Origin of the sequence: Nitrosomonas sp. Nm58, assembly GCF_900107335.1 — a bacterium.
Taxonomy (GTDB): Bacteria; Pseudomonadota; Gammaproteobacteria; order Burkholderiales; family Nitrosomonadaceae; genus Nitrosomonas.
The window spans coordinates 1-22,672 of the sequence record NZ_FNPQ01000014.1; the positions used below are offsets into that span (position 1 = coordinate 1).

At 48.5% G+C, this 22,672-nt stretch carries 16 protein-coding genes and 4 pseudogenes; 12 read left to right on the plus strand and 8 right to left on the minus strand.

Annotation, left to right across the window (positions count from 1 at the left end; all coding sequences use genetic code 11):
• Positions 1-411 precede the first annotated feature (411 nt).
• Complete coding sequence (locus tag BLW34_RS07120; protein WP_090577493.1) at positions 412-1,308, plus strand: universal stress protein; 897 nt, start codon at positions 412-414, stop codon at positions 1,306-1,308.
• Positions 1,309-1,555: 247 nt separating this feature from the next.
• Here BLW34_RS07120 and BLW34_RS16860 read toward each other — a convergent pair.
• The 3 genes and pseudogenes from BLW34_RS16860 to BLW34_RS07130 all read right to left on the minus strand — a co-directional run.
• Positions 1,556-1,663 (minus strand): annotated as a pseudogene (locus BLW34_RS16860) (IS5/IS1182 family transposase); the annotation flags it as partial.
• 261 nt (positions 1,664-1,924) lie between these two features.
• Positions 1,925-3,283, minus strand: a complete 1,359-nt coding sequence (locus tag BLW34_RS07125; RefSeq protein WP_090577496.1) for an APC family permease — start codon at positions 3,281-3,283, stop codon at positions 1,925-1,927.
• A gap of 9 nt (positions 3,284-3,292) precedes the next feature.
• Positions 3,293-3,901, minus strand: coding sequence for a protein-L-isoaspartate(D-aspartate) O-methyltransferase (locus tag BLW34_RS07130; RefSeq protein WP_177165980.1), 609 nt, complete (start codon positions 3,899-3,901; stop codon positions 3,293-3,295).
• A 603-nt stretch (positions 3,902-4,504) separates the two neighbouring features.
• Between BLW34_RS07130 and BLW34_RS07140 the strand changes: the two genes are divergently transcribed.
• The 3 genes and pseudogenes from BLW34_RS07140 to BLW34_RS16875 all read left to right on the plus strand — a co-directional run.
• Positions 4,505-5,125, plus strand: coding sequence for a cell wall hydrolase (locus BLW34_RS07140; protein ID WP_090577503.1), 621 nt, complete (start codon positions 4,505-4,507; stop codon positions 5,123-5,125).
• 124 nt (positions 5,126-5,249) lie between these two features.
• A pseudogene (locus tag BLW34_RS17360) lies at positions 5,250-5,583 on the plus strand (DDE-type integrase/transposase/recombinase).
• 97 nt (positions 5,584-5,680) lie between these two features.
• A pseudogene (locus BLW34_RS16875) lies at positions 5,681-5,788 on the plus strand (IS5/IS1182 family transposase); the annotation flags it as partial.
• A gap of 227 nt (positions 5,789-6,015) precedes the next feature.
• Here the strand turns inward: BLW34_RS16875 and BLW34_RS17365 are convergent.
• Positions 6,016-6,386: pseudogene (locus tag BLW34_RS17365) on the minus strand (DDE-type integrase/transposase/recombinase); the annotation flags it as partial.
• A gap of 205 nt (positions 6,387-6,591) precedes the next feature.
• Between BLW34_RS17365 and BLW34_RS07150 the strand changes: the two are divergent.
• The 8 genes from BLW34_RS07150 to BLW34_RS07185 all read left to right on the plus strand — a co-directional run bounded on the left by BLW34_RS07150 (position 6,592) and on the right by BLW34_RS07185 (position 18,129).
• Positions 6,592-8,226, plus strand: coding sequence for a hypothetical protein (locus BLW34_RS07150; RefSeq protein ID WP_090577505.1), 1,635 nt, complete (start codon positions 6,592-6,594; stop codon positions 8,224-8,226).
• 357 nt (positions 8,227-8,583) lie between these two features.
• The gene (locus BLW34_RS07155) at positions 8,584-9,378 is read left to right on the plus strand and encodes an aldolase (protein ID WP_090577508.1); all 795 of its coding nucleotides are present in this window, start codon (positions 8,584-8,586) and stop codon (positions 9,376-9,378) included.
• Positions 9,375-13,028 carry an ATP-binding protein gene (locus tag BLW34_RS07160; RefSeq protein WP_256203656.1) on the plus strand — a complete coding sequence of 1,218 codons (3,654 nt, stop codon included), beginning with the start codon at positions 9,375-9,377 and terminating at the stop codon, positions 13,026-13,028. The genes BLW34_RS07155 and BLW34_RS07160 overlap by 4 nt, the downstream gene beginning before the upstream one ends.
• A 9-nt stretch (positions 13,029-13,037) precedes the next feature.
• Positions 13,038-14,207, plus strand: a complete 1,170-nt coding sequence (gene sucC / locus BLW34_RS07165; protein ID WP_090577511.1) for an ADP-forming succinate--CoA ligase subunit beta — start codon at positions 13,038-13,040, stop codon at positions 14,205-14,207.
• A gap of 3 nt (positions 14,208-14,210) precedes the next feature.
• Positions 14,211-15,086, plus strand: a complete 876-nt coding sequence (gene sucD / locus BLW34_RS07170) for a succinate--CoA ligase subunit alpha (RefSeq protein ID WP_090577514.1) — start codon at positions 14,211-14,213, stop codon at positions 15,084-15,086.
• 53 nt (positions 15,087-15,139) lie between these two features.
• Complete coding sequence (locus BLW34_RS07175; RefSeq protein WP_090543273.1) at positions 15,140-15,478, plus strand: hypothetical protein; 339 nt, start codon at positions 15,140-15,142, stop codon at positions 15,476-15,478.
• 107 nt (positions 15,479-15,585) lie between these two features.
• Positions 15,586-17,037, plus strand: coding sequence for a D-alanyl-D-alanine carboxypeptidase/D-alanyl-D-alanine endopeptidase (dacB, locus tag BLW34_RS07180; RefSeq protein ID WP_256203657.1), 1,452 nt, complete (start codon positions 15,586-15,588; stop codon positions 17,035-17,037).
• A gap of 63 nt (positions 17,038-17,100) precedes the next feature.
• Positions 17,101-18,129 carry a ribonuclease T2 family protein gene (locus BLW34_RS07185; RefSeq protein ID WP_090577517.1) on the plus strand — a complete coding sequence of 343 codons (1,029 nt, stop codon included), beginning with the start codon at positions 17,101-17,103 and terminating at the stop codon, positions 18,127-18,129.
• 87 nt (positions 18,130-18,216) lie between these two features.
• Here BLW34_RS07185 and BLW34_RS07190 read toward each other — a convergent pair whose 3' ends face one another.
• From BLW34_RS07190 to rpe, 4 genes are all read right to left on the minus strand, one after another.
• On the minus strand, positions 18,217-19,149 hold the full coding sequence (locus BLW34_RS07190) for a hypothetical protein (protein WP_090577520.1): 933 nt from the start codon (positions 19,147-19,149) through the stop codon (positions 18,217-18,219).
• Positions 19,150-19,492: 343 nt separating this feature from the next.
• Positions 19,493-20,965: an anthranilate synthase component I gene (trpE, locus tag BLW34_RS07195; protein ID WP_090577523.1), complete on the minus strand. Its 1,473-nt coding sequence runs from the start codon at positions 20,963-20,965 to the stop codon at positions 19,493-19,495.
• Positions 20,966-21,113: 148 nt separating this feature from the next.
• Positions 21,114-21,839 (minus strand): phosphoglycolate phosphatase, encoded by a 726-nt coding sequence (locus BLW34_RS07200; RefSeq protein ID WP_090577526.1) that lies wholly within the window; start codon positions 21,837-21,839, stop codon positions 21,114-21,116.
• Between the two features lie 49 nt (positions 21,840-21,888).
• Positions 21,889-22,566 carry a ribulose-phosphate 3-epimerase gene (gene rpe / locus BLW34_RS07205; RefSeq protein WP_090577529.1) on the minus strand — a complete coding sequence of 226 codons (678 nt, stop codon included), beginning with the start codon at positions 22,564-22,566 and terminating at the stop codon, positions 21,889-21,891.
• Positions 22,567-22,672 lie beyond the last annotated feature (106 nt).

Consider the following 22,672-nt stretch of genomic DNA (forward strand, 5'->3'; position numbering starts at 1 on the left):
AACAATGTCTGTAAGCATCGTAATAGGTTGGCGCTGCGTGAAGAAGTGAAATGGGTGATAACAGCCAGGAGCGTATAAACAAACCAGACACCTCGCTCATCGCCTTTGCAACGGTGATTAAATTCCTGCTGGAGGGGAAAGAAGATATTGCGTAGAATGAACAGGCAGCGATGCCTGTTTTATTATTGGTTTCAATTACTTAACAGATGAAATTATAACAAAAACCGTGCGTTGCTGCAATCATATGTTACTGTATTTAAAGGATAAGTTTCGATATTTACCCTGCATACAACAGGGTTAATATCAACGCTATCTTGCCATTCAAGAAAAAACCCCGTTAATCCAAAAATTCCAGAGAATTGAATCACCGGTCCATAAAAAAAGCGTGAAACTTTAGAAAGGAAACTAATCATGTCCAGAATAAAACGAATAGTAGTAGCCACAGACATGTCCCAATTTGCGAGCTGGGCCGAAGCGCGTGCCGCCATGCTGGCACTTGAACTGGATAGTGAATCGCTGGATGTGTTACATGTAATTGACAATCTAGCATTGGAATCGCTGCGTAACCTGGCACTATCTCCCCTGGATACAGAGCAGCGGCTGATGGAATCAGCCCGCAAACAGATGGATGAAATTGAACGCAATCTCTCTGATAAATACTGTGTTCCGGTTACTACGACAGCGTTGAATGTTGGCCGTACCCACACCGAGATTGAACGCTACGCTAGCTTTGTAGACGCCGGCCTGGTCGTGCTGGGGGCACATGGTGATGGTTTCGTGAGGGAATTGTTTGTTGGTTCCACCGTTGACAAGGTGCTTCGCCAGTTGACCCGACCATTGTTGATCGTCAAGCGGGAGCCCCGGGTACCGTACCGCCAGATACTGATACCAGTGGATTTCTCACGATATTCCCGGCTGGTGATCGAATTTGCTACGAATATCGCTCCGCATGCGAATATTATCGTTCTGCACGCATTTGAGGTGCCTTTCGAAGCCAAGCTGCATTTTGCCGGTATCGGTGGCCAACACATTGAGGGTTACCGTGCCGAACTACAAAAGCAAAAGAGCAGGCAGATGCAGGAACTGGTGTCGGATTTTGAAACTACAGGCGGTTCATTATCTCATTTTGTAGAATGGGGCTCTGCATCTGCTGTAATCCAGGAAAAAGCGAAAGTACTTGAACCCGATCTGATCGTCATTGGTAAACTCGGGCAGTCCGAGAGGGAAGGAATGTTGCTTGGCAGTGTTACAAAGCAAGTGATTCAGCAGTCGGATTGCGACGTGCTGGTAGTGGAAGGGGCAGGCTGAAGCAACCTAATTATTGTAATCAGGTAATAGTCAGTTCGATCTTTTCCAGCAACGCTAAATAAAAACAATCATTAACAGGCCGTTGAAAAACTCGGCATTTTCATTCTGAAATTTCTCTTTTAAAAGACTGCAAACACTTTGGTTGTTTTTGCAGATCTATTTTACCAAAGAGGCTCATTTTTTGATCAGTTTCTGTCCGGGTTTCCTGTAAACCCTGCTCTTGAAGCAGCGATGCTCGCAGCAATCACTCCGGCGGTATCGAAGGACGGCCTTCCCTCAAGTAAACAGCACCAAACTGCTGATCCATTTGCTTGAGTATCCTATCCACCAGCACCTTCAGACGCCGCAGTGCATGATTCAATATAGTAAGGCTTTTGCAAAATTTTACCGGAGCAAGTCCGTTTTTCAACAGCCTGTTAAGATCACCAGTATGGTACCAGTACGATTCTTGGCAGAGTCATACTAATGTGACAGAACCCTGAAAGCTTGGCAGAGCAGTGTGTCTAGCGTTAATTGTAGTGCTTGTTTACGTGACGCGAGGCTGGCGCGGAAATTGGCCAATCTATAGCCACTCGTGTGCGTCAAGGGGTAGCGAGGCAGACATCTTCGTAGCGAGTCACGAGCCCCGATTCTCGGCACCATGCAGCCGACGCCAGAGCAGGTATAGGGGCGTTCCGGCTAAGATAGTCGCGATTCCAAGACATCCTTCTACAGGTCGCTCATAGAGTGCGCTCCCAACTATGACGATTGACACAAACAGGTAGAATGCCGGGACAAACGGATAAAGAGGGGTGCGATAGGGACGAAGCAGGTTCGGTTCCCGTCGACGCAGGATCGGTACTGCCCCCACTGCGAGTGCGCTGAAGAGCATCGACGCGATACCACTGTAAATCACCAGTTGCTCGAAACTCCCCGATAGAATCAAGGCTGAAGCCCAGAGGCTTTGCAGTAGGATGGCATTGATCGGCGTGGATTGCCTGCCAGAGGTGTTTGCAAAGACGGAGGGAATCAAGCCGTCTTGTGCCATGGCATAGTAGACGCGCGGTCCAGCCCACACCATGGCGCTCACGGCTCCTGCAATCGAAAGGCACAGGATGGCGGTCACGAACCGACTTGCTTCGAAGCCCAGCAGAGCTCGTGCGACTTTATCCGCGACAGGCAGGATCGGGGGCTTGGCCAGCTCCGTCACCGGCAGAGCGTAGAAGTAGAATCCGTTCAGTATGAGATAAAGCAGCGCGACGAAGAGTGTGCCGCCGATCATCGTCCGGGGGATTGTGCGGGCAGGATCGATGATCTCTCCCGCCAGATACGCCGAGGTATTCCAGCCAGAATAGGCATAAAGAACAAAGATCAACGACACGACATAGGATCCAATGCCGGAGACAGGATGAGTATTCGTGGGAGCAAGATGCGCCCAATCGCCTGCTCCGACTATCAGTCCCGCCACGATGAATAAGAGAATGGCTCCCACCTTCAGCACTGTCAGGTTTCGTTGGAGAGTCCCTCCTGTCCCACCGCCGGCCAGGTGGAAGCCTGTGATAGACCAGAGGAGGGCCAAAGCTAAGGTCGTTGACAGTAGGCCTTTCTCGTCATCAAGCGGAAGGAGTTGGAGAAAGTAGACGGCAAAGCTCACTGTGCTTGCTGCAATGGCAGCGCTGAAGCCGATGGAGAAGGACGTCCACCCGCTGAGGAACCCAACGAACGGCCCATAGGCTCGGCGAAGGTACGCATATTCTCCGCCGGCTACCGGAAATGCCGCGCCCAACTCACTATAGGAGAGGGCTCCTGCGAGCGCGATCAGCGCCCCCACCAGCCAAATAGAGAGGATCAAACCCGGATGACCGAGGTCGCGGGCCATGAATCCAGTCGTGGTAAAGATGCCGGTGCCGACTACGCTACTGACAAGGACGCAACTGGCCGTGAACCAACCGATGTAGCGGGGAAGTGTGGACGGGTTTCGCTTGGTTTTCTCCATCTGCACGGCCTACTCTTGTTGCCCCTCTCGGATCAGCGGGACAAACCGCACGAACGTGATGACCTTGCGTTCATAACCTTCTGCAGTTCGGCGATGGAGCTCCAAGGTCTGGTAGTGGCGGCCAACCGGCAGAATCAACCGTCCTCCAACGGCGAGTTGATCGAGGAGCGGTTGCGGCACGTGGTCGGGTGCGGCGGTCACGATGATGGCATCGAAGGGAGCTTCTTCCGGCCAGCCTCGATAACCGTTACCGATACGCGTGTGGACGTTACGGTAGCCAAGCTCCGCCAGTGTGCGCGTGGTCTCTATCGCCAGAGGTTCGACGATTTCGATGGTGAAGACATCGGGCACAATCTCAGCCAGGACCGCAGCCTGGTACCCCGAGCCGGTTCCTACCTCAAGCACCTTCTTGGCCCCTTGCAGTGCAAGTGTTTCGGTCATGAGCGCAACGAGAGAGGGTTGCGAGATGGTCTGACCGTAGCCGATCGGGAGAGGACCGTCGTGGTAGGCGAAGGCGGAGTAGCGAGAGGGTACGAACTTGTGGCGGGGAACACGGCGCATCGCGGCAAGAACGATTGGGTCCTTGATACCACTGGGGATGATCTGCTCATCCACCATCCTGTCGCGTTCGACTTGACGTGTGAGATCTGCGAAAAGTGGGCCGCTACCAGATACTCCGCTGCATCCGGGAATGGCAGTCAGACAGAAGAGGAGCATGACGCTGGTCATCCGTAACGATGTCAGCACGCGAGCTGGGAAGTTCATAAGAGATACGGATCCCGGGTGATGATGCGTGGATGAATGAGCAAGCCTAATATATAGAAAAATAAAAGCCATTTCCTATTAAAGTGAAATATACGTAAGGCCTGATATTTAGTCAAACTCGCTATTGAACGTTCAATAAACCGTCTGTTTTTGCATAAAGTACCAATTTGAAAATAGGATTTTCACCGGCTATTATTTTTGGGAAACCGTAGGGGCCGATAAAGATGAAGCACATTTGATCCGCTCCCGCTGCTCCTCCCACAACGCTGGCGGTTACCAGGACGGGACTTCCACCCGTTACACAATACAACATTGCCTAGCCGCTACTACGGAGTGACCTTGTAAAAACTCAGCACGGGCAGGGAAACCTACTTCCGGCCTTAGCATCCGTTCAATCCTTACTGACTGGGCCGGTGATATAATTCAGCTGTATTTGTTCGTTCAGGAGGTTTGACCATGGAAAAGATATTAGCTGCGACCTGGCTTGCGACATTCCTTCTGGCGGGACAGGCAACTGCGACTGACCAGTCCCAGAAGGCGGAATCCGCCAAGAGCAAGGCAGAGGTGCTGGAGGAGAAGGCCGCGCCCGATGGCAGTAAAATGCTTCCGACTCCGACCCAGCTCATCACTAAACCCCAAGCGCAGGCTGTCGATCCGACCGGAGAAGAACCGTTGGACGGTGCGATCACTTGTCTTGCCCGCAGCATCTACTGGGAGGCTAGGGGCAAGGGTGATGCCGGCATGGAAGCCGTCGCCAATGTCGTTATGAACCGAGCCGGCCATGAGGGCTTCCCAAACACCATCTGTGGAGTTGTCAAGCAAGGCCACGAGCAAGGAGCATGCCAGTTCTCGTGGTGGTGCGATGGCCGTTCGGATGACGCAAAGGAGGATGAATCCTACGCGATCGCCAAGGAAATCGCCCGCAAGGCCCTCAACCGCCAACTCAAGGACCGAACCGGTGGTGCCTTATACTTCCACCATCAGAGAGTAGTCCCCGATTGGTCTAAGGAATACATCAGGACGGTCGAGGTCGGCGAGTTTATCTTCTACAAACCGGCTGGCGGCGAGGCTAAATAGGCTCTGCCGATTGACATCGGTGAGACTTCGTAACTCAACTCTTTAAGCAACGAAAAGCGATTTTCGTCACGAAGTTTATCAGATTGAGGGATAAATTATTAATTTCTAGTGATTGAATGAGCCGATGATCAGTTTTAAAGGTGCTCGTTTTCCAAAAGATATTATTCTTTATGCTGTTTTTTTCTATGTCCGGTATGCAGTTTCCTATCGCAACTTAAAGAAATTATGGGGGAAAGGTCAGCTTTATGGAAATATGCTAAGTCAAATATTTGAACAACCTGGCGGAACAGGATCACCGTTTCATTAAGAAAATCACAAGACCCATGGTGGGCGTTAAAGCCTTTCGTTCAGCAAAGGCAATCCTTGATGGAATCGAAGCAACGCATATGACTCGAAAGGGACAGTTATCCGAAGAAAATATTCCCCCTTATAAACAGTTCATGACTTTAGCTGGATAATGCTGCTGCAGATTAGGACTGCTTAACGCTTTCTAACAGGCCGTCGAAAAACGGACTTGCTCCGGTAAAATTTTGCAAAAGCCTTACTATACTGAATCATGCGTTGCGGCGTCTGAAGGTGCTGGTGGATAGGATACTCAAGCAAATGGATCAGCAGTTTGGTGCTGTTTACTCGAGGGACGGCCGTCCTTCGATACCGCCGGAGTGATTGCTACGAGCATCGCTGCTTCAAGAGCAGGGTTTACAGGAAACCCGGACAGAAACTGATCAAAAAATGAGCCTCTTTGGTGAAAATAGATCTGCAAAAACAACCAAAGTGCTTGCAGTCTTTTAAAAGAGAAATTTCAGAATGAAAATGCCGAGTTTTTCAACGGCCTGTTAAAGGGTAATTGCTGGCGCAGAGCAGAGATGATCATCTGCTCTTGCACCTATAATCACTTCCGTCTTGTACAGTCCGATGATGGTCTCTGTTAAGGCGTTATCATAAGAGTCACCCGTGGCGCCGACAGATGACTTTATGCCAGTTCTTACTAGGCGTTCCGCATACCGAATCGACAGATATTGGCGCTCACGGTTATTATAATGAATCCTGCCCTTGGGTGTGCGCTTACCCGCGCTGCCTCTTCCAGGGCATCCAGGACTAGCTCAGTGCACATTGACTTTGCCACCCGCCAGCCAACGGTACGACGGGAAAACACATTAATCACAAAAGCGGCATAGGCAAAGCCTATCCAGGTCGTCACCTAGATAAGATCTGCCATCCACAGCTGGTTGAGTCGCGATGCGAGGAACCGGCGGTTAACGGGTCGACTGGATACTGCGAATCCGATTTGCTTCGTTTGATTCGCTGCAAATCACCACGCCCCTCCTTTACAAGCCTTCCTGGCGCATTAGGCGCGCCACTGCTCAACATACTATTCAGAGAGCTTGCTAGGATTTCTTCCCAGACCCTCAATATTTGCTAAATATCTACCGAAATTAAACTGAACATGAACTAGAGGATTATTGATGAGAATATCGACCAATTTGTACCTGGGAGGAATTGCGGCGATTTATTTGCTGTGGTTGTGTTGCTGGCTGGTTTTGGAGGACCAGGCTTTCGGGCTGGATTTTTACAATTGGGACCAGGGGCTTGTGGCCATAGCAGCCGCGTTTGCAGCTTTCTTTGCCTCATTGAATGTCATCAGGCCTTATGCCATATTCATGGCTATCCAGGGTTTCGGCCTCATTCTGCTGACGATCTCCTGGCTGACCTATGATCCGAATGGGAGTCATGGCTTTTTACATTTTGCTCAGGCCGGTCCCCCCAATTATTCCAATATCAGTTTTAGTGGATTTGTTTTTAGCTGGGCGTGTGCCTGGGGTTATCTGGCGATAGAGCTGTGGCATCGCTATCCTCCGACTGTGCTTACCAAAGCAGTCTTTTCTCTGCTCTTTTTTGGTTTGGCATTGATTCTGGCGAGTTTTTATTATCCTCAGTATGGTTTGAGCCTCAACACCATGACAGGGCGGCTCGATGCGGTGACTGCCGGCCTTGAGTTTCTGGTATTAGTGATCGGTCTGGGGTGTATTTTATTGAAGGCGCCATTTGTTATTAACTGGATGCTGCTGGCAACGGCTTTGCTGATAGCAAGTGATATGGCTTACAGCGAACAGTATGTGCCGACGGGTATTGAACCCGTCTGGATGTTCGGTCAGTTTTTATTATTATCCTCGTATTTACTGCTTTCCGAAATCAGAAAAGAAAATTCTAAGAAAACAAACGATCTGCATTTCCAGGATAGCAAGAGCGGGCGCTCAAGGTCTGATTTATCAGGGATTCTCATTCTGCTCTCCTTGGGTGGAATATTAATGATGGTGGTGCTAAACCTGATTCAGATTCACCTCGTCTGGAAAGCATTTTTTGTAGTTTTGCTTATCGTCGCCTTAGTAGTCAGTGTCGTCTGGTTGACTGACCATTTTGACGATAGTGTGCAGTATCTTAAAAAGTATACAAAGCGCTTGCACCAGAACCGGCTGGAGCATGCAGACTGGCGGACTGAAGATGGACAAATTCAAGCGACACTCCAGTCTACCGGTCTTGGCGGCTATCTTGATACACTCAATCAATCAGCGCGTCAGCTTAAACAGAATGTCATTTTTCTGGGGCCAGAGAGGCTCTATCCCGAGGCGGTCAGGAGCGCTGAGCCAGGTCGGATAAGTTGTTTTATTGTCATGCCATTCAGTCTTGAATGGTCTGGCGATGTTCACCGAATCCTGTCCGGTGTCTGCAAATCGTTAGCTGTTCAGCCTATGCGGGGAGATGATGTGTTTAAGCCCAGCGATATACTGGTTGATATCTGGCAAAGCATCAATGTCGCAGATTTCGTTATTGCCGATATTTCGGGAAGAAATCCTAATGTGCTTTATGAACTCGGTATTGCTCACACGCTCGCCAAGCCGGTGCTGATCATCTCAAAAAATAACGACGATATTCCGATTGACCTCAGTACCCGTCGAGTGATCATCTATGGCCGGAACGAAGCACATTGGCAAGCAGAACTTGAAACTAAAGTAACTTTGGCAGTCCAGGAAATCATCCGTGCTTATTCTTTGGATACATCGGCTAAGCCCAATATCCTCGGCAGAGCCGGAAGTATTTGATTGCTATTTTATTTTTCTGGCGCAGGAATTTGAGTTGGATAATCTTGGCAAGATTATCTTTAACCCGAATATTTCATAAATTCGCGTGATGATCACGCAGGATTTTGATTAATAGGGAAGTTTTGAGAAAGAGGGGTGTAGTGATTCATACACCCGACTGAGCAAAATCTTTCTTATTAATCAAAAGGCAAGTGAGGACACGTGCTAATTTATGAAATATTCGGGTTTAATGCGTTGATTCCTGCATGTGCAGGATAGGGAAAAGGGGAAAGTTGCCGCAACCGGGATATTATTTGGTATGCTGACAATTATTGAGCATTTGATGCTTGTATAGCCTGTGATCAGAGAAAATCTACCATGAACAATGACACTTTCAATCTCGATAAAAATCAACTGATACAACGCGCCTTCGACCAGATGGAGAAAAGTGTGCAGGGTACTGACTATACATTACGCCAGAAGCTGGCATTGACCTGCCGCATCCTGTTCGATAATGGCCATGATTCAGGATTGGCGGGCCAGATTACGGCGCGTACAGAGCAGCCGGGTACTTTTCTGACGCAACGGCTTGGCCTGGGATTCGACGAAATCAGTGTGGGTAATTTATTGCTGGTCGATGAGAATTTGCAGGTACTGGAAGGAGAGGGCATGGCCAATCCCGCCAATCGTTTTCATGCATGGGTCTATCGAGCGCGACCGGAGGTGCATTGCATCATTCATACGCATGCCGTGCATACGGCGGCTTTGAGCATGCTGGAGGTTCCTTTGGAGATTTCTCACATGGATAATTGTGTGCTGTACGATGATGTGGCTTTTCTTTCCAGGTGGCCAGGAGTGCCGGTTGGCAATGAGGAAGGCGAACTGATTGCAGCCGCATTGGGCAGTAAACGTACTTTATTGTTGGCACACCATGGCTTGCTGGTAGCCTGTAGTAGTATTGAAGAAGCTTGCCTATTGGCACTTGCATTTGAGCGAGCTGCGCGCATGCATCTACTGGCTGCTTCAGCCGGCAAGATTCAGCCAATAGAACCCGAGCTTGGATGTGAGGCGCATGACTGGATTCTACGTGCCCAACGCAGTGCGGCTGCATTTGCCTACTATGCGCGTCGTAGCCTAAAACAGCAGCATAATGCAGACTGCTTGCTGGAATGAGTTCGATTCATTTTACTTCTCTGACGCAGCGTTTCGCGATCTGGTTTTTCCTTGTCGCGCTATTACCTATTCTTTTGATTGGCTATAGCTTACTGCAAACGTTTGAAACGGAGATTCACAAAGCAGCTATCCAGCAGGTTTCAGCGATCGCTGATAAGAAGGTCGAGCAAATTAATTCTTACTTGTATGAACGTTTGCATGATGCCAACCTGATTCAGGCGACCGAGACCACGCATCAGGCCATTGATCAATTTACCAATGTGTTTAATCAGCATGGTATTGATGCTGAGGTTTATCGTAAGCTGGATGCAACGTATCGTGAACACTTTGAGCGCTTCGTCGAGGGCGCGGGGTATTATGATGTATTCCTGATTTCCACTGAAGGGTGGGTGGTCTTTAGCTATGCCCATGAGCATGATTTTGCCACTAACTTGCTTACTGGTCCTTATCGAGATACAGGGTTGGGGCAGGTATTTCGTCAGGCATTGGACACGGGTAAGAGCAGCATCTCGAACTTTGAATATTACAACCCTTCAAAAGGTGCTATTGCCGCCTTTGTCGGTGTCCCCATCTTCATTGAAGGCGAAATGCATGGTGTTTTTGCGCTGCAGATTTACAGCGAGCGTGTATTTGAAGTGCTTACCAATAATGTGGGTCTTGGGAAGAGCGGTGAAACGATCGTTACGCGTCTTGAAAACGATCGCATGGCACTGGTGATGGCGCCCTTGAAAGATGAACCGGATGCAGCGTTAAAACGGACGATTTCTCTCGACGACCCCATTCTTTCGGTTACTATCAAAAAAAGCCTGGATGGCCAGACTGGCGGTGGGACGGCTATTGATTATCGTGGCAATGAGGTGGTCGCGGCATGGCGTTACCTTCCACGGATGAGCTGGGGAATGGTCGTGCAGATCGATGTGGAGGAAGCATTTGCATCTGTATTCCGGGTGCGGACCACTGGTCTCGTGATTCTGGGCCTGACCTTTATTCTTGTCATACTGGGTGCGTTATTGTTCAACCGGCGCGTAGTGACACCTTTGAAAAAGCTCAATCAAGGGGCACAGGCGATTGCATTGGGGGATCTGCGGCAGCGAGTACCCATCGAAGGGTGGGATGAGACGGGGAAGTTAGCCGATGCCTTTAATACAATGACCGAGCGCTTGAATACTAGCTATCGCGAGCTGGAAGCGCGGGTCGCAGAACGGACGGCTGAACTGGAATACGCTAATGCCGAGCTGGCCATCAAGGAAGAAGAGACGCGTTCGGTGGTCGAACACATGGTGGATTGTGTCGTCACGACCGATGAAAGAGGTGTTATGCTTTCCGTCAATCCGGTGGTGGAAAAGTTGTTTGGCTATACCAGCGAAGAGGCGATTGGACAGAATGTGGCTATTTTGGTTCCGGAGCCCGATCGGAGTCAGCACGAGTTTTATATGGAGCGATATTGCAAAACTGGTCATGGACAAGAATATATCGGCCGTCCCTATTTGCCTGGATCGCATGGTATTGGCCTTGGGCGCGAGGTGGAAGGGGTACGCAAAAATGGTGAATTGATACCTATTTATCTCGCAGTCAGTGAATATTTCGTAGGGGAAAAACGCCATTTTACTGGTGTGATGCGTGATATTCGCGAGCATGTAAAAATCATGAAGGATCTGGAAAATGCCCGGCTTGAAGCAGAACAGGCCAATCAGGCCAAATCAGCCTTCCTGGCGGCAATGAGTCATGAGATTCGTACTCCTATGAATGGCGTGATTGGGATGATTGAAGTTCTGCAGCAATCAAGCTTGACCAGTTACCAGATGGAAATGACCAGTCTGATCCGTGAATCGGCTTTTGCATTGCTGGAAATTATTGAGGACATCCTCGATTTTTCAAAAATTGAAGCAGGCAGGATAGAGATAGAACTCACACCTATTCCATTGGCGACGGTGGTGGAAAAGGCATGTAGCATGCTGGAGCATATGGCGACCAGCAAGGAAGTAGAGCTGACTTTATTTACTGACCCGGCTATCCCTGAAGAAGTTTTTGGCGATGCCCTGCGCCTGCGTCAGGTACTGGTTAATCTAATCAACAATGCAATCAAGTTTTCCAGTGGGCAGCAGCAGCCGGGGCGGGTTTCAGTGCAGGTGACCATGACTGAATCAAGCCCGGACCGGGTGTCCGTTGCGTTTCAGGTGACGGATAATGGTATCGGGATGAGTGAAGAAGCGCTAAAGCGTCTTTTCATGCCCTTTACCCAGGGGGATGCTTCAACGACACGGCGTTTTGGAGGAACTGGATTAGGACTGACAATCACTCATCATCTGGTGGAATTAATGGGAGGGGAAATTACCGTACAGAGTGCTCCGGGTAAGGGCTCCACCTTTACCGTACACTTATCATTTAAGCCTTCACCAGCCAAACCAGTCAGTAGCGAGAATGTGATTGATCTGACAGGGCTTTCATGCCTGGTGCTGGGTGGCGATGAGGGGTTGAGTAACGATTTGGTCGCTTACTTGAAGTATGCTGGCGCTAATGTAGAGCGTGCCGCTGATCTGATTGCGGCTCGCGAGCGAATCAAAGCACTTCCTGCTACACAGTGGTTGCTGGTAATTGATGCAGGGCATGAAGAACCTCCTGTGGATGAACTGCGTCTGGCTTTCCGCACTCGATCAAGTCTGAATTCGCATGACCACCCCCATTTTGTCATCGTTAAGCGGGGGCGGCGCCATCGGGGACGCATCGAGGAAGATGGAATGGTTACACTGGATGGAAATATCCTCTATCGTCAGTCGTTTCTCCAGGCGGTTGCCGTTGCCGCGGGTAAAGCAAAACTGGAGGAAGAAATACCTTTCCTAGAGGAGGCAAAACGGATTACGCCACCTTCACGCGAAGAAGCTTTGCGGCAAGGGAAGCTGATTCTGGTGGCAGAAGATAATGAGATCAACCAGAAAGTCATCCGGCAACAACTGGCCTTGCTGGGTTATGCAGCCGATGTAGTAGCCGATGGACGCGAAGCATTGCGTCGCTGGGAAAGCGGCGACTATGCTTTGATTCTGACTGATCTGCATATGCCGGAAATGGATGGCTATCAGCTCACTCAATCGATTCGAACTGCCCAGACCCTGCTAAACCGTATTCCAATCGTCGCCTTGACTGCCAACGCGCTTAAGGGTGAAGCCGATAGATGCCGCGCTATTGGCATGGACGATTATTTGAGTAAACCGGTACAGCTGGAGCAACTCAGAGTAACCCTGGGAAAATGGTTACAGGTACCGGAACATAAGCCGGTCATGCCTGATGAGCCTATACCTGCCAGTCAGCCAACCACATCAGTGGATGTAAGTATTCTTGAAACATTGGTAGGCAATGATCCTGCAATCATTCGGGAGTTTTTGCAGGATTTTCATATAAATGCCAAGGAGATTGGTAAGCAACTCCATGCTGCCTACCAAGCCAACCAATTTGACAAAATCAAGGCGGCTGCGCATAAACTCAAATCATCGGCGCGATCGGTTGGCGCGGTGGGGTTGGGAGAATGGTGCGCGAAAATAGAACAAGCGGCTAAAGATAGTAATGAAAAAGAATTAACCAGTCTGCTGCCTCATTTCGAGGCAGAGATGACGGCGGTGGATAGTTACCTTGATACACTGGATAAAACACGCTGAGGGATAATAATGAAAATTCATGAATACCAGGCTAAGGAGATTTTGCGTCGATATGGCGTGATAACACCACAAGGAATCGCTTGTTTTGGCGTAGAGGAAGCCGTTTCTGCCGCTGAAAAGCTAGGCGGTGACAAATGGGTCGTCAAGGCGCAAATCTATGCAGGTGGACGGGGTAAAGGCGGGGGTGTGAAATTGGCGCGATCGCTTGCAGAAGTCCGGTTACTGGCGGAAGCTATGCTGAATAAACCGTTGATCACGCCTCAAACGGGTCCAAATGGTCAGGTGGTTCATCGTCTCTATATTGAGCAAGGCGTGGACATTCATCACGAATATTATGTGGGAATCGTCGTGGATCGCAGCCGTCAGCGTGCCTGCCTGATGGCGAGTTCGGAAGGAGGCATGGATATCGAGCAGGTTGCAGCGAGCACGCCAGAAAAGATCTATAAAATCCTGATTGACCCCATATCCGGGCTGACTGATCAGGACGCAGATGCTGTTGCGAACAAAATCAGTATACCTCCATCCAGCCTAACCGCAGCGCAGTTTCTACTGAAAGGTTTGTATCAGGCTTTTGATGAGACTGATGCCTCACTGCTTGAAATCAACCCGCTCATTGTGACCCACGACGATCAGGTGGTTGCGCTCGATGCAAAAATGAATTTTGATGATAACGCACTGTTTCGTCATCCCGATATCGTCTCTTTACGCGATCTGGATGAAGAAGACCCGATGGAAATTGAAGCAACCGAGCATGGTCTTTCGTACATTTCGCTTGATGGCAATATTGGTTGTTTGGTAAATGGCGCAGGACTTGCCATGGCCACCATGGATATCATCAAGCTTTATGGAGGGAGTCCAGCTAATTTTCTGGATGTGGGAGGGGGAGCGACAGTCGACAAGGTAACCGAGGCATTTAAAATCATGCTGCGCAACCCAAAATTGCGGGCTATCCTGGTTAACATCTTTGGTGGAATCATGAAATGTGATGTCATTGCCGAAGGAGTCACAGTTGCTGCGCGGGAAGTAAAATTATCGGTACCGCTGATTGTGCGCCTGGAAGGAACCAATGTGGAGCTGGGTAAAAAAATTCTCGCTGAATCGGGATTGCCGATTATTTCAGCAACGAATATGGCCGATGCTGCTGAGAAAGCGGTAAGTGCAGCAGTACGAGGAGCTTAGATCATGTCTATCCTGATTAATCGTCATAGCCGGGTGATGACACAAGGAATTACCGGTAAAACAGGACAGTTTCATACCCGACTTTGTCGTGAGTATGCGAATGGGCAGCAATGTTTTGTGGCAGGTGTCAATCCTAAGAAGCCAGGTGAACAATTTGAAGGCATTCCCATTTACGCGACAGTGCGGGAAGCCAAGGAAGCTACCGGGGCGACTATCTCGGTCATTTATGTCCCGCCTGCTTTTGCTGCGGCAGCCATTGATGAAGCAGTGGAGGCTGATCTCGATCTGGTCATTTGTATTACGGAAGGGATACCGGTGCGCGATATGCTGCGCAGCCGCTATAAGATGGAGGGGCGAAAAACGCTGCTGATTGGCCCGAATTGTCCTGGTATCATCACGCCCGATGAGATCAAGATAGGCATTATGCCTGGCTATATTCACAAGAAAGGACGGATTGGTGTGGTTTCCCGATCCGGTACATTGACGTATGAAGCCGTCGCACAACTCATGGCATTAGGACTGGGACAATCGACCTGCATTGGTATTGGCGGTGATCCGATCAATGGATTGAAGCATCTCGATGTGATGAGGCTGTTCAATGAAGATAATGAAACCGATGCAGTGCTGATGGTAGGCGAGATCGGGGGATCGGATGAGGAAGATTGCGCGCGCTGGATCAAAGACAATATGAAAAAGCCAGTGGTGGGCTTTATCGCGGGAGTAGCAGCCCCGCCAGGCAAGCGCATGGGGCATGCAGGTGCGATTATTGCTGGCGGTCAAGGAACGGCGCAGGAAAAAATTGCTGTCATGGAAGCATGTGGTATTCGTGTTACTCGTAATCCGGCAGAGATGGGCAAACTGCTCAAGTCAGTGCTGTAAACCATAAAGATGCCAAGAGGTTATTTAGATAAGATATAAAGAGGAAGCTAACGATGCATCGAATTTCAGTGGTGTTTTTAATCATTTTGCTTGCAAGCTGCGCAGCGACTGGTCCATTTCCGCCTCCTCCTAAACCTTCTGCAAAGCCTCTGCCCGAATCACAAACGGCACCCGCACAACCGCAACGCCCGGCAGGCCCTTTACCACCCAGTGCGCGACCAACTTATAATCTTGGAGGCTATCCGCCAGCCACCAAGGAAGGTTACATCGATGGTTGTGAGACTGCGAAAAAAACCCGCTATGGTTACAAGGATGAACAACGTTATCGCAACGATGGGCAGTACCGGATGGGATGGGATGATGGATTTGCGATTTGCCGAGGTAAACGCTAATTAATTGCAATGCGGGTTACTCGATACATAGCACTAAATCAGTTTCTTTCTGGATTACGACGCAAACTTATTTATTCTTGTTCTAATTCCGATAGGGTGCGTCACTCTTGGTCACCTTAAAATCCAGATTAATAGCGATTCTTGCTTTTTTATTTGCGATTACGACGCTATCTGCGTGGTCTGCCGACATTCCGGATGCAATCCGTCATGCGCTTAAACAAGCAGAGATTCCTGAGACGGCGATTGGCATTTATGTCAAAGACGTGAATGGCAAACAACCTATTCTTGCTGTTAATTCAGATATAGCCCTTAACCCTGCTTCGGTGATGAAACTGGTGACTACGTATGCAGGTCTAGAGCTGCTCGGTCCTGCCTACACTTGGCGAACTGAAATCTATGCACTAGGCAAGGTAGAGAATGGCATTCTACGTGGCGATCTGGCCATTAAGGGATATGGTGACCCCAATCTCAATCTGGAAAACTTCTGGCTACTGGTTCGCCAGATCCGTCAGACCGGCCTGAAAGAGATTACGGGTGATTTGATTTTGGATACCAGCTACTACAACGTCGCTGCGGGTGATCCCGGTGCTTTTGATGGTGATCGGTATAAAACTTATAATATTTTCCCCGAAGCGGTGCTGGTGAATTATCGTGCCTCAGCATTGTATCTGATACCCCACCCAGAAAATAATACCGTGCGTGTGGTGGCTGATCCTGCTTCGGAATTACTTGAATTAAAAAATAATCTGAAACTGACCCGCGGTAACTGTGGCGACTGGCGTAATCAGCTTCATATTGATGTGCGCAAGCATGAGGGGAATAATGGTCGTGTAACCGTTGTCTTGAGCGGCAACTACGCTATTCAATGCGGCCAGAATACCTATCATTTGAGCTTGCACAAAAGTTCCGACTATGTTCACGATTTGTTCAAAAAATTATGGGTACAGCAAGGTGGTTCATTTCGGGGTTCCGTGCGCAGTGGCGGGGTGCCAAACGGAATAGCGCCTCTCAGAGTATATTATTCGCCCTCACTCGCTGACATTATCCGCGGAATCAATAAATTCAGTAATAATGTTGCTGCACGGCAGCTCTATTTGGCGCTGGGGGAAACGACGATTCCGCCAAATAGCAATGCATCGGTTTCACTGGATCAATCCGATATAGCCATTAGACAATGGCTGTTTTCTAAACGCCTAAGTTTTCCTGACTTGGTTGTGGAGAATGGATCTGGGTTATCGCGTAAAGAGCGTATCAGTGCTTACCATATGGGGGAATTGCTGATGGCAGCATTCCACAGCCCAGTGATGCCTGAATTTGTCTCGTCCCTGGCGATTGCCGGGGTGGATGGTACTATGAGAAACCGCTTCAGGGGCACATTGGTTGCAGGTAAAGCGCATCTGAAGACGGGCACGCTCAATGAGGTGATGGCGATAGCGGGTTATCTATTGGACCATAAAGACCGGCGTGTCGTGGTTGTTTTCTTTGTTAATCATCCACAGGCGGGTAGCGCGCGCTCAGCGATCGATGCGCTGATCAGATGGATATATGAAAGATCATAAGAATCTATGCTGTTCTTGTATTTCATTTTGCACTGAGTCGATAGATATAGAGTGGAGAAAAAAATGATGTCTGCACGAATGAGCGCCGCTTTACGGGTGTTGTTGATTGTGTTCGGTATCAGTTGTGCATCTGCGAGCTGGGCGGATAAAGCTAAAGGAGTGTTTTCTGCGCAACAGTCATGTCCGGCCTATGTTTCCAAAAATAAACTGACTAACCCGGATCATATTCAGCTCCAGGTAGGGGTAAATTATGAGACGCTGGAGGTTAACAGGTCCGATCGTCCAAGCTGGTATCGAATTGTGATGCCGGGTGCTAGTCCGAAGGAACGCTGGGTCAGCGCTGACTGTGGTCAGTTCAAATCTAAGGGTGGGAATGGCGGAAATGGAGTGGGAAGCAGTGCTTGCAAGACGGCTGGTCAGGCAGATAGCTATGTGCTCGCGCTCTCGTGGCAGCCTGCATTCTGTGAAACTAAGCCGCAAAAACCAGAATGCCAGATTGCCGATGCTGACTCTTATCAGGCGCGGCATTTTACGTTGCATGGATTATGGCCCAACAAGCGGCAATGTGGCACTCGCTATGAATTTTGTGGTGAGGTCAGCGTTCAGAAAGATAATTTCTGCGATTATCCGGAGGTTAGCTTAGATCCAGATTCTCATGCTTCATTGGCGGAAGTTATGCCGAGTGTCAAGGCAGGCTCTTGTCTTGAGCGTCACGAGTGGCACAAACATGGAACTTGCCAGACAACTGGATCTATGGAGGAATATTTTGACCTGTCGGTAGATTTAGCCCGTCAATTCAATGAATCGGGTATGGCCTATTTTATGAACCGCAGAATTGGCCAGCAAGTACGTACTGAGGATTTTCTGAATCGACTAGCCGCTGTCCTTGGGGCAGCCGCACCAGAGAGGGTGAAACTGAGATGTGAGCAGGGAATGTTAGTGGAAGTTCAGATGAATCTGATCGCTGAGCTGACGTTGGGCGAAGATCTCGAAAAACTGATGGCTAACGCTCCTGCTCAGAGCGGTTCAAATTGTGGCGCAACTTTTCAGATTGATCCAATAGGGCGATCACCAATCAATGTTATGCGATAGAATTACTTGCATCTATCCTGGTTGTCTGACCGGAGAGATACCAGCCAGACAACCAGGATATGAATGAAAACGGAGACTCAGCCAGGTTCACAACTTGTTATCACTCGTCAAATCAAATGTGCCGGTATGTTCCCCATTGACGATGTATTCATAGGTTCCAGCTGGCAAGCCATAGACTTGCAACGGAAAAACTTTCTCGAATGGTCCCAAGGCAGTAGTACAAGCTACCGTCCCATCACGCGGAATCGTGCTAACAGTATGAATCACGACTTCGAGGCGGTTATCTTGCAGGCGTTGGTTGATTTTACCAAGCGCTTGGCAGTCATCAGAAAGACTTCCCTTCACTTTCAGCAATACCTGAACAGGCAATGTATCCGTTACGATAGCTTTGACGCCGTCGCCTTCAACAAGGAATATCTCGGGTGCTGGCGTTGTCTGAAATTCCACTAGGTGCCAAGCATCCGTTAGCGCATCATATTGAAACACACCATTATGAAATAAGCCGGTCTGTTCATCGGTGTCGACCCGCGGAAGTATTAGAAAGCCATCACGATAAGCGGGATAATCGCTTTGGGAATCATCCACCGCCATAAATAAGCCTTCCATGCTCTGATTGGCGTGCAAGACACGCACATCCAGACGCCATCTTTCAGCTTCTTGCGCATTCATTTTTACGACTATTCCATTATTAACTTCAAGAATCCCGATGATTTCACCATTTAATCCCAACGTAGCTGCCAGTTCTTCTTTGCTTTGGCCTGATGAGGGCTGACCTACCGGAACCTTACCCGCATTCTCAGGATCGGGTAGATCGATCACGCCAGCGTCTTCCTTAAAAGTTACAATATAAGAGCCTTCTATAATTTTTGTTTCTGTTGATGGAAATGATACCAACACTTCTTCGGCTGTATCAGGTACTAATATTTCTGTTGCAGATGCTTGATTGGATAGAAACTGGGATAGACTAAAGATTGACGCTAGAATTACAGCTAGAATTTTTCTTCCTTTCTTGCTTATCATTTTAATTCTTTATTTTTTTAGATAGATAAAGCAAGTCGTGAAAAAAAGTGAACTCTATTAGACTTATCTGAATTCATATTGCATGGCTAGACCAGCAGATCTGAAATGTCAATGTTGCAAATAATCTTTATTAGAGCGCTGCGTGAGGTGTGACGAGTGGGCCATACTTCGTTCAAAATCTTAATGAATGTTCTGTTGACTAAAGGTAATGCTTAATCTCTTCGGGTTCAATTCTTTGTCCAATGGGGCGTTAGGAAACTGCAAAGGAAATCTCCTGAAGGGAAAAATGGCGTAATTCCTCGCTACTTGGGGCAGGGGTAGTCGATTTTAGGTTGCTGCTATTTTATTCAATTTTGCTGTCTAGTCCGCTCTCAGCGATTTCAGCAGCACGCAATAAAGCTTTGGCTTTGTTTTGTGTCTCGATCCATTCGTTAAGAGGTACGGAGTCAGCAACAATACCGGCGCCTGCCTGGACATGCAGCTTGCCATCTTTGATCACACCTGTACGGATCGCAATTGCCAGATCCATATCGCCATTGAAGCCCAGGTAACCGACTGCACCTGCATAAATCCCGCGCTTGGAGATCTCCAGCTCATCGATAATTTCCATTGCTCTGACCTTGGGCGCGCCACTGACTGTGCCTGCCGGAAAAGTGGCGCGTAATACGTCGATCGCATTCAGGCCTGGCTTGAGCTTACCTTCCACGTTGGAAACAATATGCATGACATGGGAGTAGTGCTCGATTTTCATGTTTTCGGTCACTTTGACTGTACCGGTTTGGGCAACACGTCCGATATCATTGCGCCCTAAATCCATCAGCATGACATGTTCGGCACATTCTTTGGGGTCAGCCAGTAAATCAGTCGCTAACGCTGAATCCTCCTGCATATTCTTGCCGCGGGGGCGTGTCCCGGCAATTGGGCGCGCCGTTACCATGCCATTTTCAAGTCGTACGAGGATCTCGGGTGAGGCCCCAACGATATGAAAATCATCCAGATGATAATAAAACATGTAGGGAGAGGGGTTAAGGCTACGCAGTGCGCGATAGAGCGCAAGCGGGGAGGCTGAATAAGGTTTGCTGGTGCGTTGTGAAAGGACGACCTGCATGATGTCGCCATCAACGATATATTGTTTAGCGCGTTCTACGGCTGCGATGAAGTCAGCTTCACTAAATTCACAAACAGCAGTGCTTGAATTGCTTGGTTTTTCAACCGGAATGGTTAAAGGTTGCCGTAGCTTGCTCAGTAGCTCTTTGAGCCGATTTTTTCCTGTCTGGTAAGCGTTGTTAGAATCTGGATTGATATAGATGATGAGATAAAGTTTTCCAGAAAGATTGTCTACTACAACCAACTCTTCGGACAGCAATAGCAGTACATCCGGTGTATGCAAGGTATCGAGTCGAGCATGACCGGCCAGTCTTGGTTCGATATAACGTACTGTATCATAGGCAAAATAGCCTACCAGCCCTCCGCAGAAACGAGGTAAACCTTCATGCGGTGCAATTCTAAAATCAGCAAGATAGGATTCGATAAAGTCTAGTACATTCCCGACATTGATTTTCTTAGAACTGGAATCCTTGATGATAGTGACATCATTGCCATATGCTTCTATGCGTGTCTTTGCAGGCAACCCGATAACGGAATAACGCCCAAAACGTTCACCACCCAGTACCGATTCCAACAAATAGGAATAGGGCTGATTGGCGAGCTTGAGATAAACTGAAAGCGGTGTATCAAGATCAGCAAAAGTTTCCAGTACCAGAGGAATGCGGTTGTAACCCTGGGCTGCCAGGTCGTTGAATTCACTTTGAGTCACACACTCACCTCTTCAAAAAGAAAGAAATCAGAGAGTAGCTTGGCGATAGGATACTTATTAATGTGTTCATCGAGCAGGATGTTTATTCGCAATGCAGTGCAGCGTGACCGTTATGAAAAATTATTCGACGCTTTTTTTGTAACTGAAACTAATTTATTTTTTTGATTAATTTCGTTGCTTCAAGCAGTGAAGAAATGATTGCATCGCAGTCCAGCTCATGCGCATCCCGCCCTTCATTATAACCGTAGGGCACGCAGAAGATATTGCATCCCGCCGCACGTGCTGCAATCGTGTCATTGAGTGAGTCGCCAATTAACAGCAATTCACACGGTTCAATTTGAAAGTGCTTGCAGGCATGCAACAAGGGCATGGGGTCTGGTTTCTTTTTGGGCAAACTGTCGCCTGATAATACGATCTCAAAATAACTCAGCAGGTTAGTTGCACGTAGCAGTGGCAAGGTAAATGCTTCAGCTTTATTGGTAATACAGGCCAACTGAAATCCATCCTCCTTGAGTGCATTCAATCCCTCGACAACCCCGGGATAGGGGCGAGTGTGGGTATACAAATGTTCACCATAATTTCGCTCATAAATAGGCAAAGCTTTGCTGAATAATTCAAGATCTGGCTCATCCTCCAGGCTATTCGTTAGCGAACGTTTCACCAGTTTCTGAATACCCTTTCCTATGAAGGATTGGATGGTAGCGAGCGGTAATTCTGGTTTGCCTAGTTCCTGTAGCATCTTATTCGCGGCAAAGGCGAGATCTGTTGCGGTATCAAGCAGCGTACCATCCAGATCGATGACAACGGCTTTAATCTGGATAGGAAACTCAATTTCTGTTGTACGGCAATCACATTGCAAACTGTTCTGATTCATTTGTTTTTGTTCAGGTGATGGGTAATAAAAAGGTAAAAAACAACCATTACTAAATTTTTGCTAACTCTGCTCGCATTGCCGAGATAACCGTATCATAGCGATGCGGGTCACTGTCTTTGCCAGCGCCATAAATAGCCGATCCCGCAACAAAGGTATCCGCACCTGCGCGCGCGATTTCAGCGATATTATCGACTTTTACACCTCCATCAATTTCCAGCAGAATGTCTTTGCCACTTGCATCGATACGTTTGCGGACTTCTGTTAATTTATTGAGTGCTTCAGGGATGAATTTTTGTCCACCAAAACCGGGATTGACAGACATGATCAAGACTAAATCTAGTTTATCCAGAACATGGTCAAGATAGCCAAGAGGAGTAGCCGGATTAAAGACCAAGCCTGCTTTGCATCCTTGTTCCTTGATCAAACCGATGGTACGGTCGATATGCCTGGAAGCCTCCGGGTGGAAAGAAATGATATTGGCGCCTGCTTTGGCAAAATCAGGAATGATACGATCCACGGGCTCAACCATCAAATGGACGTCAATCACTGCTAGGGTTAAAGGGCGTATCGCTTCACACACCAGAGGGCCGATAGTCAAATTAGGGACATAATGGTTATCCATAACGTCAAAGTGAATGATGTCCGCGCCTGAATCCAGGACGTTGGTGATTTCTTCGCCTAGTTTGGCGAAATTTGCCGATAGAATACTCGGAGCGATACGATACATAATTAGTCTCTCTAGAATTAAATGTGACATTTTAACCGTAAATGATCATTTCGCGTTAACGTTAATGGTGCAGACAGTAGTCTTTGAATAAATAAACCTGCCATTT

Excerpts from the sequence above, each read along its gene's own strand:
- BLW34_RS07120 (WP_090577493.1), top strand. The coding sequence starts at position 412 with ATGTCCAGAATAAAACGAATAGTAGTAGCCACAGACATGTCCCAATTT.
- BLW34_RS07125 (WP_090577496.1), bottom strand. The coding sequence starts at position 3,283 with ATGGAGAAAACCAAGCGAAACCCGTCCACACTTCCCCGCTACATCGGT.
- BLW34_RS07130 (WP_177165980.1), bottom strand. The coding sequence starts at position 3,901 with ATGGTGGATGAGCAGATCATCCCCAGTGGTATCAAGGACCCAATCGTT.
- BLW34_RS07140 (WP_090577503.1), top strand. The coding sequence starts at position 4,505 with ATGGAAAAGATATTAGCTGCGACCTGGCTTGCGACATTCCTTCTGGCG.
- BLW34_RS07150 (WP_090577505.1), top strand. The coding sequence starts at position 6,592 with ATGAGAATATCGACCAATTTGTACCTGGGAGGAATTGCGGCGATTTAT.
- BLW34_RS07155 (WP_090577508.1), top strand. The coding sequence starts at position 8,584 with ATGAACAATGACACTTTCAATCTCGATAAAAATCAACTGATACAACGC.
- BLW34_RS07160 (WP_256203656.1), top strand. The coding sequence starts at position 9,375 with ATGAGTTCGATTCATTTTACTTCTCTGACGCAGCGTTTCGCGATCTGG.
- sucC (WP_090577511.1), top strand. The coding sequence starts at position 13,038 with ATGAAAATTCATGAATACCAGGCTAAGGAGATTTTGCGTCGATATGGC.
- sucD (WP_090577514.1), top strand. The coding sequence starts at position 14,211 with ATGTCTATCCTGATTAATCGTCATAGCCGGGTGATGACACAAGGAATT.
- BLW34_RS07175 (WP_090543273.1), top strand. The coding sequence starts at position 15,140 with ATGCATCGAATTTCAGTGGTGTTTTTAATCATTTTGCTTGCAAGCTGC.
- BLW34_RS07185 (WP_090577517.1), top strand. The coding sequence starts at position 17,101 with ATGATGTCTGCACGAATGAGCGCCGCTTTACGGGTGTTGTTGATTGTG.
- BLW34_RS07190 (WP_090577520.1), bottom strand. The coding sequence starts at position 19,149 with ATGATAAGCAAGAAAGGAAGAAAAATTCTAGCTGTAATTCTAGCGTCA.
- BLW34_RS07200 (WP_090577526.1), bottom strand. The coding sequence starts at position 21,839 with ATGAATCAGAACAGTTTGCAATGTGATTGCCGTACAACAGAAATTGAG.
- rpe (WP_090577529.1), bottom strand. The coding sequence starts at position 22,566 with ATGTATCGTATCGCTCCGAGTATTCTATCGGCAAATTTCGCCAAACTA.